This window comes from Paenibacillus sp. SEL3 (assembly GCF_054602585.1).
Window position 1 is genome coordinate 2,092,501 of the sequence record NZ_CM137725.1, and the last position, 15,426, is coordinate 2,107,926.

18 protein-coding genes (1 of these 18 only partly in view) are annotated in these 15,426 nt (G+C 45.7%); 1 reads left to right on the forward strand and 17 read right to left on the reverse strand.

What is annotated here, in order from left to right:
* From ACYCS5_RS09885 to uptA, 15 genes are all read right to left on the reverse strand, one after another.
* Positions 1 to 461: the 5' portion of a nucleotidyltransferase-like protein gene (locus ACYCS5_RS09885; RefSeq protein ID WP_029517195.1), read on the reverse strand. It extends 418 nt beyond the left edge of the window; 461 of the gene's 879 nt are visible here — the first part of the coding sequence; the start codon lies at positions 459 to 461; its stop codon lies beyond the left edge, outside the window.
* Positions 462 to 572: 111 nt separating this feature from the next.
* Positions 573 to 2,291 (reverse strand): glycosyl hydrolase family 18 protein, encoded by a 1,719-nt coding sequence (locus ACYCS5_RS09890; protein ID WP_069012010.1) that lies wholly within the window; start codon positions 2,289 to 2,291, stop codon positions 573 to 575.
* Between the two features lie 184 nt (positions 2,292 to 2,475).
* Complete coding sequence (locus ACYCS5_RS09895; protein WP_029517193.1) at positions 2,476 to 2,907, reverse strand: Fur family transcriptional regulator; 432 nt, start codon at positions 2,905 to 2,907, stop codon at positions 2,476 to 2,478.
* A 108-nt stretch (positions 2,908 to 3,015) separates the two neighbouring features.
* Entirely contained in the window at positions 3,016 to 4,419 is a 1,404-nt protein-coding gene (locus ACYCS5_RS09900; RefSeq protein WP_029517192.1) for a DUF4097 family beta strand repeat-containing protein, read from the reverse strand.
* A gap of 7 nt (positions 4,420 to 4,426) precedes the next feature.
* A complete protein-coding gene (locus ACYCS5_RS09905) occupies positions 4,427 to 5,080 on the reverse strand; it encodes a hypothetical protein (RefSeq protein ID WP_029517191.1) in 654 nt (217 codons plus the stop codon).
* Between the two features lie 83 nt (positions 5,081 to 5,163).
* Positions 5,164 to 5,877 carry an MgtC/SapB family protein gene (locus ACYCS5_RS09910; protein WP_029517190.1) on the reverse strand — a complete coding sequence of 238 codons (714 nt, stop codon included), beginning with the start codon at positions 5,875 to 5,877 and terminating at the stop codon, positions 5,164 to 5,166.
* A gap of 95 nt (positions 5,878 to 5,972) precedes the next feature.
* The gene (locus ACYCS5_RS09915; RefSeq protein ID WP_029517189.1) at positions 5,973 to 6,434 is read right to left on the reverse strand and encodes a GNAT family N-acetyltransferase; all 462 of its coding nucleotides are present in this window, start codon (positions 6,432 to 6,434) and stop codon (positions 5,973 to 5,975) included.
* Between the two features lie 129 nt (positions 6,435 to 6,563).
* Positions 6,564 to 8,009, reverse strand: coding sequence for an Asp-tRNA(Asn)/Glu-tRNA(Gln) amidotransferase subunit GatB (gene gatB / locus ACYCS5_RS09920; protein ID WP_013311908.1), 1,446 nt, complete (start codon positions 8,007 to 8,009; stop codon positions 6,564 to 6,566).
* 26 nt (positions 8,010 to 8,035) lie between these two features.
* The gene (gene gatA / locus ACYCS5_RS09925; protein WP_023990257.1) at positions 8,036 to 9,493 is read right to left on the reverse strand and encodes an Asp-tRNA(Asn)/Glu-tRNA(Gln) amidotransferase subunit GatA; all 1,458 of its coding nucleotides are present in this window, start codon (positions 9,491 to 9,493) and stop codon (positions 8,036 to 8,038) included.
* A 27-nt stretch (positions 9,494 to 9,520) separates the two neighbouring features.
* Complete coding sequence (gene gatC / locus ACYCS5_RS09930; RefSeq protein WP_013311910.1) at positions 9,521 to 9,808, reverse strand: Asp-tRNA(Asn)/Glu-tRNA(Gln) amidotransferase subunit GatC; 288 nt, start codon at positions 9,806 to 9,808, stop codon at positions 9,521 to 9,523.
* 304 nt (positions 9,809 to 10,112) lie between these two features.
* Complete coding sequence (locus tag ACYCS5_RS09935) at positions 10,113 to 10,499, reverse strand: hypothetical protein (protein WP_025675434.1); 387 nt, start codon at positions 10,497 to 10,499, stop codon at positions 10,113 to 10,115.
* 80 nt (positions 10,500 to 10,579) lie between these two features.
* Positions 10,580 to 10,789, reverse strand: a complete 210-nt coding sequence (locus tag ACYCS5_RS09940) for a hypothetical protein (protein ID WP_069012007.1) — start codon at positions 10,787 to 10,789, stop codon at positions 10,580 to 10,582.
* Positions 10,790 to 11,030: 241 nt separating this feature from the next.
* A complete protein-coding gene (locus ACYCS5_RS09945) occupies positions 11,031 to 11,660 on the reverse strand; it encodes an MBL fold metallo-hydrolase (RefSeq protein ID WP_069012005.1) in 630 nt (209 codons plus the stop codon).
* A gap of 3 nt (positions 11,661 to 11,663) precedes the next feature.
* Positions 11,664 to 12,233, reverse strand: coding sequence for a thioredoxin family protein (locus ACYCS5_RS09950; protein ID WP_029517186.1), 570 nt, complete (start codon positions 12,231 to 12,233; stop codon positions 11,664 to 11,666).
* A 1-nt stretch (position 12,234) separates the two neighbouring features.
* A complete protein-coding gene (gene uptA, locus ACYCS5_RS09955) occupies positions 12,235 to 12,849 on the reverse strand; it encodes an undecaprenyl phosphate transporter UptA (RefSeq protein WP_029517185.1) in 615 nt (204 codons plus the stop codon).
* A gap of 145 nt (positions 12,850 to 12,994) precedes the next feature.
* Between uptA and ACYCS5_RS09960 the strand changes: the two genes are divergently transcribed.
* A complete protein-coding gene (locus ACYCS5_RS09960) occupies positions 12,995 to 13,318 on the forward strand; it encodes a hypothetical protein (protein WP_029517184.1) in 324 nt (107 codons plus the stop codon).
* A gap of 80 nt (positions 13,319 to 13,398) precedes the next feature.
* On the opposite strand, the gene ACYCS5_RS09965 is transcribed toward ACYCS5_RS09960, so the two are convergent.
* Both ACYCS5_RS09965 and ACYCS5_RS09970 read right to left on the reverse strand, forming a co-directional pair.
* A complete protein-coding gene (locus ACYCS5_RS09965) occupies positions 13,399 to 14,613 on the reverse strand; it encodes a class I SAM-dependent methyltransferase (protein WP_029517183.1) in 1,215 nt (404 codons plus the stop codon).
* On the reverse strand, positions 14,600 to 15,226 hold the full coding sequence (locus tag ACYCS5_RS09970) for a DUF6483 family protein (protein WP_245231603.1): 627 nt from the start codon (positions 15,224 to 15,226) through the stop codon (positions 14,600 to 14,602). Before ACYCS5_RS09970 ends, ACYCS5_RS09965 begins: the two co-directional genes overlap by 14 nt.
* Positions 15,227 to 15,426 lie beyond the last annotated feature (200 nt).

Here is a 15,426-nt window from a genome sequence, read left to right on the forward strand (position 1 = left end):
ACACTTTGATAAGCGTCAATGATCCGCCCTTCTCGCACCGCTCTTTTACCATGAACGTAATTGACCAGAAAGCGGGAGAACTCATGAAATCGCTTCTGCTCCCGCAGTGGATCGTTAAAATCAACAATTTCCTGTCTTAAAAAACGAACCCTGTCATCCCTTTCCCAGACAATACGCCCTTCTAGCACATAATCTATAATGTTGGCTTGTTCACCAGCGATAATCCATTCCTTCAGACAACTGAGCGTTGCGTACAACACTTGGCATCTTAAACCATTCATAAATAAGTGTTGAATAGAACGGACTGGCTTGGTGCCTTCTCCAATAATTAGAATAAGTTCATCAAAGTCATACAACATTGAACCGTGAAAATACTCTCCCGGTTTTCTGTACGAAATAATACCTATCGAATCCTCCTGCAACAATTCATCATATATCAGGTTTAATTTGGTTAGCTGCACTTCTCCCTCCATACCTGCAAGGCGGCTATGACCGCAAATTGGATATTTGGATACATGTGATCATTTCTACATAAATAAGAAACTTCCTTCTTCAATTGTAATTTTTTTATCTTATTCACTTATTTTTTTCAGTGTTATCCAAGCGTCTTTATCTGCAAAGCTTCGATTCCACACACCAATTCCTCCGAGCTTCAGCGATTTGGCAAGTTCTACTCTTGCCTTCAGAGATACCTGATCCTCCAGCCAAATCTTTTTGACTACGCCGTCTTCTGTATACTCGACATAATTCTGGCCTTCGGAAGCTCTAAACTTGGGCTTCAACTTAAATTGGGCTATGATATTGGCTGCTGACTCCATACCAAGTGATTTGGAGGTGACCTTAATCTTCCCTTCTTTGGGAGTCTCGGACCACACGCGAGTATATAATGGAATACCTAAAACCACTTTTTGAGACGGCACTTCATCTTCCCGAATAATTCGCTTAATTGACGCTTCCGTCCATGGTAACGAGGCGACGGAACCAGCTTTTGGACTAGCCGCCCAATGCTCATCATACGCCATTACCATGAGATAATCTGTTATAGTCCCCAATGCTTTTCGATCCAAAAAAACAGACCACATCTCACTTTGAGATTTAGGCGTAACATCAATGGACAGTATCAAATCATGTTCCCGAGCCATCGGTTTAAGTTCACGCAAAAATTGGGTGACATTGGGGCCATCCTTTGTATGAACATTTTCAAAGTCGATATTAATACCGTCCAGATCATTTTGTTGAGCAAGTGAAATCATCTGATCTACAATCGACTTTCGACGTTCAAAGGTAGACAAAGCTTCTGTTGTTAGTTCGGGATTAAAACTGTTGCTCAACAACCCCCAAACCTCCATACCCTTGCGATGTGCCCAGCTGACATAAGAAGGATCCGCTTTGCTTTCTACAGTGCCCTCATGATCGACGACACTGAACCACGTAGGGCTCACCACATTTACTCCAGGCATAGGATCAAACTTGGAAGGATCGGGCTTGCGATTATAGACGGCTTCCCAAGCGAGATTCACTGGTCTACCCTCCCAATGCTTCTCCGATATGGACAAATCGTCCTTAACCGAAGGAATCACAAGCTCTTCTCCTTCAGCGATATGGTCTGATTTAATGTATCCTGCATAGCCATTGTCTAACTGCACAAAATACCAATCACCCTGTTGGGACCAGATACGTACTTTCGTCCGCTGAGGTACATCTGTCAAAATAAAAGATAGGCTAGAGGCTTCTTTACGTAAGGCAATTCTAGCATCCTGTTGCCCATCCTTCTTTTCTACATTACCCAGCCTGACCTTCTCGCCGGCCTTCATCAAGATAACGGCACCCGTTACAGAGTCTTCGTGTATAGAAACGCCGTATACTTCACGTACAGCCTCTATCGGGATATATACCTCTCCACTGATCACCTGGGGGGCTGCGCTCAGCGCATATGTTTTACCATTCAATTCCCCTTGTGCCTTCGAAACCTTCATATAGAGCAAGCTTTGTCTCGTCGCCATAATGACGGTTTGGCTGTCATCCTCATAGCGAACCGAAGGATCAATTTGACTTTGCACCAATTTAAGCGGCATCAGCATGTTCTTGCCGGAGCTTTGAGCTTCATACCCAGTCAACTTGCCCTGCATAAAAATAGGACGGACACTGCCCTGCCAATCGGGTTTCTCATGAAGGGGATTACCAAACCATACGACAGTAATTGCGCATATAATCGCTGCAAATAATAGCAGGCTTGCCGCTCCTTTGAATCGTGAACGTTTACGGCGGCGTCTGGAATGATTTCTGGCCAATATTGAACCTCCATTGTATGAACTTTGAATTCCGTATTTTGTAACCTCAACAGATTACTTGAAACAAAAGTAAAGTGATTTAAACAAAAAAACGCGGTAAATCCCCGCTTACGGAGAATTGCTCACGTTTCCAATCCATTACAATATATACATACCGCACAAAAAAACTCTATTCCTTGTTTCGTTACGTTTGTTTGTTACTACAAGTTTTGCATACTCCGTGTAACTCCATACGATGTCCATGCACTTCGAAGCCTGTTTCCAACGCAGCATGACGTTCCACATCAGCCAAATAGGGATAACTGAAATCTTCAATTTTTCCGCATTTTTCGCAAATGATGTGATAGTGCTCCGAAATATTGGCATCATAACGACTGGCGTTATCTCCATAGGTCAACTCATGTACCATACCCGCTTCTATAAACATCTTTAAGTTATTATAAACCGTAGCCACACTCATACTTGGAAACTTGGACTCAAGCGCTCGATATATTTCATCTGCAGTCGGATGCCCCATGGTTTCCATCAAATAGTTTAATATGGCATGACGCTGGGGTGTTATGCGTACACCTGTCTTCTTTAGAAGTTCCAAAGCATGCTGGACGCGTGCTGCCATATATGTCCACCGCCTTATCCCTTACTTACGATCCTATCAATTACCACGCATCTATTTACAACTTACTTCTAAACCTACTCACATTGTACGGTCTACTCAAGTTTCTTGTCAACGCGCCGTATTGTCGCCGGATGCTCCTATAGAGGTATCTGTCTCGGGAGCTCTAGGTTCAGCCGGAGAGATTTCAGATGTATCGGGCGCAGTCGTACCCCCGGAATCTTCCAAGTCGGGTAACGACGGCATCAGTAACTTTTTAATGGTTAAATTACTGTTGCCCTCCACGTTGATCGCATACTTGCCTGTCCCGTTTTGGCCTGAAATACTTTTACTGTCTATTTTAAATGGAAAATCGGATTGAAGATTACCATAACTGCTTGAACCCTCTAACTGAAAATCTCCATTCGACGGAAGATCCAATACGATATCACCGACAGCACTGTATATTTTCCAATCTCCGCTCACCTGTTCGCTATGCACTTTGATAGAGCCATTAAGCGAATTAGCATTCAGCTTGGCTGTAGAATTCAACACATTCATGTCCCCATTCTGAGTATCAACAGTGATATCTCCTTCCGAACGAGCAAGCTGAATGTCACCTACCATGGTATGTAGTGTGACAGCTCCCTCAATATCGCCTGCCTGCATGTCGCCTCGGTTCGTGCGCACATCCACATCTCCAGAAATCCGATGCAATTTAACCTGACCGTTCAGCGTGCCTCCCTTGACATTGCCGATAGCGTCATTAACGATGAGATTTCCATTACCGCTCTCGAGTCTAATGCTGTCAATAGCATCAACTCCATTCAAGGTAATATTCCCGTTGGAGGTTCTAATCTGCATATTGAACCGTCGGTCCTCAGGCACGGTGATCAGCATGTTCACACGGGGCTGACGTTTGCTTGATGCTCCGTATGACTGTGCCTCCGGACGAATCTGGATAGTCTTGCCGTCGGTAGAAGTCAGTGAAGAAGCTTGAGCAATCTTGTCCGCTTCGGCAGCAGGCGCTTGATCCACCCATAGAGTCCCTCGTACCTCTATATTGGACACAGGTCGTCTGATCAGTGTTACATCACCATTAACCGAATCAACTATTAAATCGGACGTCTGCATAGTTACAGGTACCAGCACACCACCCATATCATACCGATTCTCTTTAGCCTGGCTAAAATCCATAGAGGCTGACGTCAGATTGAGACTGACCCGATTCCACAGATACATATAATGATTTTGCTGGGTCACGATAAAAACCGAGGCTGCCACTACCAAAGCGGACAGAATCCCCTTTAGGTCAGGTCTGAATCGCCTTCCATTGTCAGACTTGCCTTCTTTCCGAAAGTACACAGCAAAAAAAATTAGATACTCCAGTCCCCAAAGCACGAAGATTACGGGCCACCAAACGAGGAGTTGAAGCATATATTCAGTATTTTGAAACACATCTACAATAAGCAAAATGCCTACAGCCATCAACAGAAGCGAAGAGGTGTAGCGCCCGACTCTTATTTTACGGTGCACGCCAGCTTCACCCTCTTTCTTTCAACTTTTTACGCTTAAAGGTCAGAAAGGCTTCCCTTAGAAAAAGGAATAAACCGATCATCATTAATAAAATAGCCAGCGTAAGGAATCCATAATCCTCAAAGAAATTGCTCAACCAGCGAGGTTTCATGCGAAACAAAATCATAAGCCCACCGCCTGCCACCATCAGCACAGCAAAAGCAAAGCCTCTCTCCCACGCATAAAAAGGACTACTTTGCTGGCCTCTAGCATCCATTCGTACATAACGATCAGGCTTACGTCGATAGCGAACCATATAATCTGCAGACTGTAAGACATCATATACATTATAAAAATATAAAACAGGTATGAACAATCCAAGCAAAATAAGTAATGGAATGTTGATCCTTAAGCCGTCAGAGGAAACATACAGCATCGCAAAAATATCTAGCAGGAGCAATACAATAAAACTAAGCCCCCTGATAAACAGTCCTAAAAAAAGATGTCCCAGTCCGGGTAACAATGCCGCCATGATAATGGCAATCACTTTGCGAAATTTAGCGTATTTTAGACGCTTCCCCTGTCTGGGTTGTTCCAGCTGTTCCGATGCTTGTAGCTGTCCAGCCTCTCCAGACGGTAACGGTTGTTCCGAGTTCATGCCATCCTCCCCTTTGAATCCCATACGTGGTTCCGCTGAAAAACATTTCAATGCTTACATAGTACCCCAATCAGAGTTAAGAGTAACTGTTAAAAAAAGGTACCCTATTACTCAACAGAGACTGCAGCTATATCTTCCCATTGTCGTAAATCTGCTGCAATACGTACAGGATTAAAATCATGACGGGCCAGCACCTCTAGGGAAACCTCCATACTCTGCCGATCTGGATGTAATTCGTGAAATGGGACATTTTCATGTTCTTTAATCATTATTTTACGTATTTCCACTTTTTCTTGCTCTAAATAAGTCGAAATCTGATCCAGCAATCCGTGAGAGGCCAATCCGTACAATGTAATAAGATGGCGCTTGCGTCCACGCATATACCGAAGTTCAACTTTGTTAAACACCCATAAATTTAAAAATACGAGCACTGTCGCCGCTATAGATGGGAAATAAAACCCTGCTCCAACCCCAAGGCCAATAGCAGCCACGACCCAAATGGAAGCCGCAGTCGTTAGTCCGGTAATGGATTTACCTGTGAACATAATCGTTCCTGCACCCAAAAAGCCTACGCCAGTGATCACAGCGGTAGCCAAACGAGCGGGATCTATGCGTACATTAGCTTCTTTAATAAAATCGGCAAAGCCGTAAATGGAGAGTAGCATAATCAGCGTCGAACCAAGGCTGACCATAATATGAGTCCTCAAACCAGCTGCGTGATTGGAACGCTCGCGTTCAAACCCAATGAATCCACCGAGAAGCATGGACAGTAAAAGCCGTAAAATGATATGTGAATCGTCTATAATCCACGGATTATTCATTCGAGTCTCTCCTCCCGGTTATGTCGTGCTTCCCACTCCGGGTGCGCGGTTTGTGGGCTTATGTGCATTTTTAATGTCAATTTGATACCTCAATGCTATTCCACCTTATGCAGATGGTAGGTAGTTAATTCCACGCCTGGAGCGACCTCAGCCGCAGATACGGGACGAAAGCCATGTTTTCGATATAACGCCACCGCAGGAGTATTTAGAGTTCCTGTAGAGACGATAAACAACGGGATATTTTGATATTCATTCAAAACATGCTTCATTAAAGAATCTGCAATGCCTTTACGAAAATGATCTGGGTGAACCATCATACGTGTAAGGGTAAGCGAATCGGGCGATTCGGACTGCACAGCCAGTGCTCCTAGCAATTCACCGTCCTCCAGCCACCCATAAAAAGACTCTCCACAGCTTCTCAGCGTATCCAATGTATCCATCAGTGGAGGAATTTCATCAAACCCAATCAGCTCAGCTTCCAGCCTATAGGCAACATGCTGTAGACGCCATATCTGACTGACGATATCATCATCTTCCAATGAACATAGGGTAACCATGCTGTTTTCCCTCCTAAGGAAACTCATAAAATGCCATCAGGTTCTAAAGCTTGTTCGCGCCAACCATTCTTAGCGGCTATGCAAAAGGGGCCTGTCCCTAAAAGACAAGCCCCTGTCAAATCTATGCCATTAGCGGTTCAGCACTTCCGTCAGCAACTTATTAGCAAGGCCAGGGTTTGCCTTCCCCTTGCTCTCCTTCATCACTTGACCGACTAGGAAGCCGATGGCCTTTTGCTTGCCAGCTTTGTAATCCTCGACCGATTGCGGGTTAGCTGCTACAACTTGTTCGACAATTGTAAGAATCGCACCCTCATCACTGATTTGTACAAGCCCTTTTTCTTCGACAATTTGCTGTGGCAGTTTATCACTTTCCAGCATTTCCTTGAAGACCGTTTTAGCGATTTTGCTATTGATCGTTCCCTTCTCCAGCAGTCCGATCATTTCACCCAAGCCCCGACCGGTCAATTTAACCTGCGACAGTTCAACACCGGCACTGTTCAAATAACCGAGTAGATCCCCCATAATCCAGTTGGATACTGCTTTGGCATCCTTGGTGAATTGAAGGCTATCCTCGAACAAATCGGCCAATGGCTTGGAGGACGTAATCACCTGGGCATCATACTCAGGTAATCCATATTCGGAAGTGTAGCGTGCTTTACGCTGGTCAGGCAATTCAGGAATCGAAGCACGGATGCGCTCTTTCCATTCCTCGTCTATATGAAGAGTAACGAGATCCGGGTCTGGGAAATAACGATAGTCATGGGCCTGTTCTTTACCACGCATGGATAAAGTTTTACCTTGTGCTTCATCCCAACGACGTGTCTCCTGTACAATTGTTCCGCCTTCGTCCAGCGTCTGCTCCTGCCTGAACTGCTCATATTCCAGTCCGCGCTGTACGCCACGGAAGGAGTTCATGTTTTTCAGTTCCGCTTTAGTTCCTAGCTCTTTTTGTCCATGCGGACGAAGACTGATATTCGCGTCGCAGCGAAGTGATCCTTCCTCCATCTTCACATCGGATACGTCACAATACTGCATAATGGCACGTATTTTTTCCAGATAGGCCTTGGCTTCTTCCGGCGAAGATATCTCCGGTTCCGAAACGATCTCGACCAATGGTGTGCCGACCCGATTAAAATCGACCAAAGATGCGTAGCCACCATCAACATGTGTTAATTTCCCTGCGTCCTCTTCCAGATGCAGTCGAGTAATACCGATACGCTTTGTCTCACCATTCACTTCAATATCAATCCAGCCATTTTCGCCAATGGGTTGATCGTATTGTGAGATTTGGTAGGCCTTAGGTGAATCGGGGTAAAAATAGTTCTTGCGGTCAAACTTGCTCACATCAGCAATGGTGCAATTCAGCGCCATTGCTGCTTTCATCGCATAATCAACGGCCTGACGGTTCAATACCGGCAATACCCCTGGATGACCGAGACAGACCGGACATGTATGAGAGTTGGGTGGTGCTCCGAAGGATGTCGAGCATCCACAGAATATTTTAGACTTCGTATGCAATTCCACGTGCACTTCAAGTCCGATGACCGTCTCATACTTGGATGTAGTTGTAGACATGAATAGGTTCCCTCCTTTTTGGCAAATTACAGCTGCGGACGCTGCTTGTGAAATTCGGTATTTTGTTCAAAAGCATGAGCTACGCGTAGCACGGAAGACTCGTCAAAGGCTTTTCCGATGATTTGTAGTCCGACTGGCATTCCATCCGCTAGACCACACGGAATGCTAATGGCTGGCACACCAGCCAAGCTCACCGGAATCGTCAAAATATCGTTCAAATACATTGTTAATGGATCGTCCACTTGCGAGCCGATTTTGAAAGCAGTTGTCGGTGCAGTAGGTCCGATAATCACATCATATTGTTCAAATACACGATCAAAATCCTGTTTAATCAGTGTGCGCACTTTTTGAGCTTTCAAATAATAAGCATCGTAGTACCCAGAGCTGAGCGCATAGGTACCTAGCATAATCCGACGCTTCACCTCAGGACCAAAACCCTGCGTACGGGACTGATGGTATAGATCAAGCAGGTTGTCTGGATTGTCAGAACGTACACCATAGCGCACGCCGTCAAAACGTGCCAGATTGGATGACGCTTCGGATGAAGCCAGCAGGTAGTATGTCGCAACCGCATATTCCGTGTGTGGAAGAGATACCTCTTCCCATACAGCGCCCAATCCTTCCAGCGTTTTCAGTGCATCCAGCACCTTCTCCTTGACCTGAGGATCGACGCCCTCACCAAGATACTCTTTAGGCACAGCGATACGTAGTCCTTTTACATCCCCGGTTAAAGCGTTCAAATAATCAGGAATGTCTACCTTTGCAGAAGTGGAGTCCTTCTGGTCATAACCTGCAATGGCTTGTAGGACATAGGCCGAATCCTGAACATTTTTAGTAATGGGTCCAATTTGGTCTAAAGAGGAGGCAAAAGCCACCAGTCCAAAGCGGGATACTAGACCATAGGTTGGTTTCAGGCCAACTACTCCGCAGTAAGAAGCGGGCTGGCGAATGGAACCCCCTGTATCCGAGCCGAGCGTGAAATAAGCCTCACCCGCTGCAACAGCCGCAGCCGAGCCGCCACTGGAACCACCGGGAACACGTTCTAAATCCCAAGGGTTACGTGCAGGGAAAAAGCTGGAGTTCTCGTTAGAGCCGCCCATGGCGAATTCGTCCATGTTCATTTTACCGAGTGTCACGGTTTGCGCTGCGCGTAACTTGCTAACAACTGTGGCATCGTAAACGGGATCAAAATTTTTCAAAAACTGACTGCCACATGTTGTACGCAGCCCTTCTGTCACAATATTATCCTTAATGCCAACTGGCAGGCCAAACAACAACCCTCTTTCCTCTCCGGAAATCAGTTGATCATCCAGCTGACGTGCGGATGCACGGGCCTGTTCCTCGTCAACGGTAATATAAGCTCTGATCTTGTCTTCCCGCGCACCAATTGTCTCCAGAGCGTGTCCTACCAGATCACTCACGGAAATTTCCTTTTGATGCAGCTTGTTATGTATCTCGGGCAATGTGTTATTGAACAAGCTCAATTTGCATCCTCCTTTCAAATATGAGATCTATTCCAGAACAGCAGGAACCTTAAACTGTCCGTCTTCTTCTTCAGGTGCATTGCGCATCACTTGCTCATGTGTCAAACTTTCGCGAACTTCGTCGTCTCGCATGACATTGCTGACGTGCAGCACATGAGTGGTCGGCTTTACCTGCTCCGTATCCAGCTCATTCAGCTTCTCCGCATAATGGAGAATGGCGTTTAATTGTCCTGTCATCGTTTCTTCCTCAGCCGCGGTCAGATTCAACCTGGACAGCTTGGCTACGTGACGGACATCTTCCGTGGAAATGTTCATACAAAACCCTCCTCATGTATATGAGGATTTTGCAAAAAATCCAATAAGCGACTGAAATCGAATTTTGCAAAATCCTGATATTAAAAAATGCTGCACCGAACTTTGAAATAACGTTTTTAATTATAGGATAGAACCCTTTACAATTCAATCTTTGACGCGGTACAGAAGCAAACTGCACTTCGATGAGGTAAATGTTGCTAAAAGAATATAAAAAAAGCACCTTTCGGTGCTCTTTCGTGAAAACTATAGGAGCTGAGATTGTGCCCTTTATATATTCTTAAAAAGAATCGACCGTAGCCGACTTCTATATCCAAGCACGCAAATTGACTTGTCTGATAAAATCAGCCTGTGACAACAACTCCGCCGCGGTTTCTTCTTCCTCAGTCTCTACCGAATCAATACCACCGTTCATCACATGCATGAACAGTTGCTCATTATGGGTAGCAAGGGCGTAATCTATCAGCGCTTCACGCTCAATCCGCTCGGCTTCCAGCTTGAGAATACTCTCTTCCAGCTCGATGTCTCCGGATGGTACAAAAAAATTGCGGTTCACCTTCGGTACGCGAATGACATAGTCAAAAGCATTGTCCGCATTACGGTCGTAAGCAATGATATAACCATGTTCGCCCACAGGAAGATTCTGCTCAAAAGCATCCGCGACGATCATAATTCTAGCTCCTAAATGATGCATCGTTAGCCCCCCCGTTTGTCTGAACTTATCTGCTAAGTCTACTAAAAAAAAAGTAGCTTGTCTATATCATCTATGTATCTTCATAATCGACCGTCTCCACGTCCCAACCTGTGTTCATTCAGCCTCACATGCCAGTTTTGTGTAGGGATTCCGCCCCGTCGTTTCACCTTTTTCCAAGTTATGATCTTCGGCTCGGAATCTGCCACAGAATCTTCAATATCTATTATATTGGGAACCCGGAAACTACCTCCAATCTCACGTTGTACCCCATATATATGTTTTCTTTTCATTCTTGCTCCCCCTTGTGATCTGACGGCATCATGCCTCTTTATCCTCTTAATGGGCAAAAAAAAGAACGCAAACCGGGATTCATCCACAGCTTGCGTGCTTCGCGAGTTTAGTATGTAACTTCAATAAATTTATGTTAACAAAAATAAAAACCTTTGTCTATACATAATTTATAATTTGTTGTCGAAATGGGGCAAAACCTGTCACACCTTTGATTTTGCCCCTACTGAACATTCATCACATTTACCGGATATACGGATTGTTAGCTTTCTCATAACCGATGGACGTTTTGGGACCGTGACCGGAATAGACTGTAACGTCATCTCCGAGTGGAAACAATTTGTTCTGAATAGAATCGTATAGATCCCGTTCGCGGCCGCCCGCCAGATCCGTGCGTCCAACGCCCTGACGAAATAGCACATCCCCGGAAAAAAGATCTTTGCCGCATAAAAAGCTGACACTTCCGGGTGAATGGCCCGGTGTATGGAAAACCCGGAACGTGTGACCGATCAGGTTCAATTGTTGACCTTCTGCCAAGTCATATTCGGCTGGTTCCGTCGAGATCGGAGGGGATGCCTCTGGCCACATCAAGGAGCCATTCAGCTTAGGAGATGTAAGCCAGTCTTGCTCCAAGGCGTGCAGATAAACCGGGCAGTCTTTGGCATTGCGAATCTCCTCTACTCCTCCGATATGGTCAAAATGGGCATGCGTCAGCAGGATAGCTTCAATCGTCAGTGGCTCAATGGCTCTCAGCAAAGGACCCGGATTCATCCCTGGATCAATAATAACAGCGCGCTTCGGATCATCTCCTTGAAGCAAATAAGCATTCGTCTGGAGCGGGCCGAGATTAAAACTGCGAATAGATAATGTCATAAGTTAAAATCCCGAGATCAGCTCGCGTAATTCCTGAACAATTACAGGATGGACCTCGGTTCCCTCCCCATATTTTCCAGCCATTTCTTTACGAGCAACTGCGATTTTTTCTTGATAATCATCGGCTTCCCGATCTGGATTTTCACGTTTGAATGCGATCATAATTTGTTGAACATGTGCAGGGCGTGGTCCCCAGTGGCCAAGTACATGACCTCCCGTATCCGCAAAAATCACAATCGGCACAGCACGTCCGCCCATTGTCAGGAAGTCGTCCATCAGCGCCTGATGATTTTCCAGAATCAATACTTCGGTTGGAATCCCGCTATTCTCCAACGCGCGGAACACAACTGGCACATTGCGTACTACATCCCCACACCAGTCGGCAGCCAATATAAGCACACGCAGATCATCACGATGGTTCAGGCTTTCAAAAAACTCCCGATCCTCTTCGCTGCTCCACACAAACTGATCGTATCCAGAGCGGAAGGCTTCTTTGTTCTTTTCCATGCCCTCCATAAATTGTTCAGGACTCAAGCCCTTTCCGAAATATTGCGATACGTTAGTACGGCTCATGTTATACACTTCCTTTTTTGTTTTTGGCTACAATCCATTTGATAACAAAATAAATGATCAAGAGCGCAAGAGCAACCAGCAAAATCGGTTTGATGTAAGGTGCTGCCACTTCGTCAATTTGTTCCCACTTGTCTCCCAACAGCATACCTAAATATATAAACAAAACAGACCAAGGTATAATCGCCAGCGTTGTCAAAATAATAAAGCGCCATACGTTCATTCGAGCCAACCCGGCAGGGATTGAGATCGCGTGACGAACAACAGGGATAAAGCGAGCTGTAAAAATGACCCCTGTGCCATATTTATTGAACCAGGCTTCAGCGTGGTCAACATGACTTTTTTTGATGAGTATGTATTTCCCATACTTATCTAAAACGGGTCTGCCGCCATAGCGTCCAATCCAGTAAATGAACAACTGGGCCAGCACCCCGCCAATCGTTCCAAACACGACTGCGCCAAAAAAATTAATATGACCCGAGGACACTAAAAAACCGCCATAAGCGAGGACTATTTCACTTGGAATGACCTCCACCATCAAGCCTAGCATAATACCAAAATACCCAAGACTACGAATGATCTCAAACAAATAATTAATGATACTAGATATTTGGTCCATCTCTCTTCCCACTCCCTGCCTGTTTCTCTATTTTCATTTAGTGTATCACAGCGGCAGAACAAGTCGCCACTTCGTCCAAAAAGGGAAGTCAGTGACCCCGGATCCTCTGCCCGCATAAGTTGTGAGAGAGAGGAGGGGGTACAATATGCCTCCCGGCAAATTCCCCAAACATGACAATTCACAATCCCGATTACCCACGGCTCGTGGTATCCGCCGCGCATGTACCAAAGAGTTGTATCGAACCTGCAAACGTCTGCCTGTTCACATTGCTCCTGATCTGGTCAAGCAGGGCGAAGAACTATACTGCCGCAAGGTCGTCGGACACCTTATCTGGATTGCGGAAAACCATAGTAATCGCAAACTACTGTGCGACTGGTGGGATGAAGATGTCAGCGAGGAGCTCGCGGCATTGTGGAAGGTGGATCGCGATGTCTTGTGCACCGCTTTTAGAAATGCCTATGGCGGATAGATGTTTGTGTACTGCAATCATGAACTGTGAACTACAAAAAAGTGGAGCCACCCCGCAGTGGCTCCACTTTTACTATATTCCTAGCTATGTGTCTGCTTTTTCCCCGCTCCTTCGGGAAGCAAGTCCGCACAAGCGCGTTCCAAATAAGGATCAGCATGAATAAAATCCCGAAATGCTGTGTATTCACGCCACAGAACGGATTGTTCTCCCGCTTGCCCTTTGACGGCACGAATCAGAATATTTTTAGGTGTATGCTCCATGTCGATAAATTCCAATAGCTGTGTCCGATATCCCATCATATCCAGCAGTTTGGCCCGGATTCCATCCGTTGCCAGTGCAGAAAAACGCTCCTTTAAAATGCCGTGGGAAAGCAACGGCTCCAATACCGGATTTTCCAGTTGGTTAAACAGCTCATGCTGGCAACACGGAACCGACAAAATGACGGAAGCACCCCAGCGAACAGCCTTTTCCAGCGCCGCATCTGTTGCAGTATCACAAGCGTGCAAGGTAACAACCATATCCACCTGTTCCAGTTCGTTATAGTCTGCGATATCACCGACCAGAAACTCCAACTGTCGATATTGCAGCTTTTGAGCCAGAACATTACAGGCTTCAATGACATCTGCCTTCAAGTCCAAACCAACGATCTGCAATGGTCGCTTTTGCTGTACAGCCAAATAGTGATACAACGCAAAGGTCAAATACGATTTGCCACAGCCAAAATCCACAATCGTCAATGGGCGGCCTACCGGAAGGCTAGGTAATACATCCTGCACCATTTCGAGAAACCGGTTAATTTGACGAAACTTATCATACTTGCGGGCCAGTACCTTACCATCCTCATTCATAATCCCCAGCTCAATCAGGAAAGGAATTCGTTCCCCTTCTTCGAGCACATATTGCTTTTTGCGATTATGAGACAGGTCCGCTTTACTTTTGCTCGGTGACTTTGTCAGAATGGATACTTTATATTTTTTACTGATCAGCACTTGGTAGTCTGCATCCTTGGCGCATAAAAGTCCTTGGCGGAACGTGTCCTCAAACAAGGCAGTCATACGCTCGTTAGCTTCGTCAGGGGTCAGATTTTCATGAATGACTTTGTTGCTGTAATGAAAAGCAAACTGGTAATGCAGTTTGTTTTTCAATTCTACAGGTTTAATTTGTACTTTAGTAAAAGAAGCATCCTCCCGTTTGCGAAGCTGACTCAGCGTCGCTGTTATGAGGGATCCTCCCGTGGTCAATTGGTATATAAGTTCGCGCAGTGAATCCAAAAGGTACATCTCACTTTCTTTCATGTAATTGGGTGATCTCGGTCAAACCCTCGGTGACTTCCTGGCGTGAAATTCCACCCAGCTCCAGCTCTGCATTGGTCTTATCCAGTAATTGACTATAAAACGTCTCCGCTTCCGCTAGCAGCTCTGGCTGCTCCCATGCCAATCCAAACCAGACATCGGCGGCTTCGTCCAACCTGTTTTCTCGCTCGTAATGAACAGCCAGCAGCTTGCTGGTTTCAGGGGGGAGCTCATATTCGCGCACCAGCTTTACGATACACGCTATTCGTTCAGGCAGGACCTGCAGATCACGAGTCGCGCCATTCGTATCGCTGTACAAATATAAATGAAGAGATTTCATCAAGATTCGTATACCTTCGTCTGTTCTGCTGGTTTCCAGGTAAATCGCGGCTTCTTCCTCCAAAATGCGAGCCACCTGCTGAAGCTTATCCGCTTCAATTCCAGGGCCCAATCGGAAAAGCTCAATAATTTGTTCCGGCGGCAATCGTCTGAGCAGATCTGAACGAAGACGAAACTGCTTGTTGAGCAGGTCATCTAGCTGTTTCAGCGCTTCGATGTGTTTATTTTCGCGCCTAAGACCGAGCACCGATGCTACTGCGGATGTCAATTCTTCCATCATACTGAGCAAATAGTCTTTTCTAAGCAAGCCGTTCCCTTCCTTTCATCCCGATGCCTAGACAACCAGAAACTTCTGTCTTCTGATTGTATGACATCCTTGTCTAAAAGCCAAATGCCACCGCCATGCCGCAATTTCATTTAACACAATTACAAATACTTTATAGCATCAAAGATTCGACACTCAGAAATCACGTATGG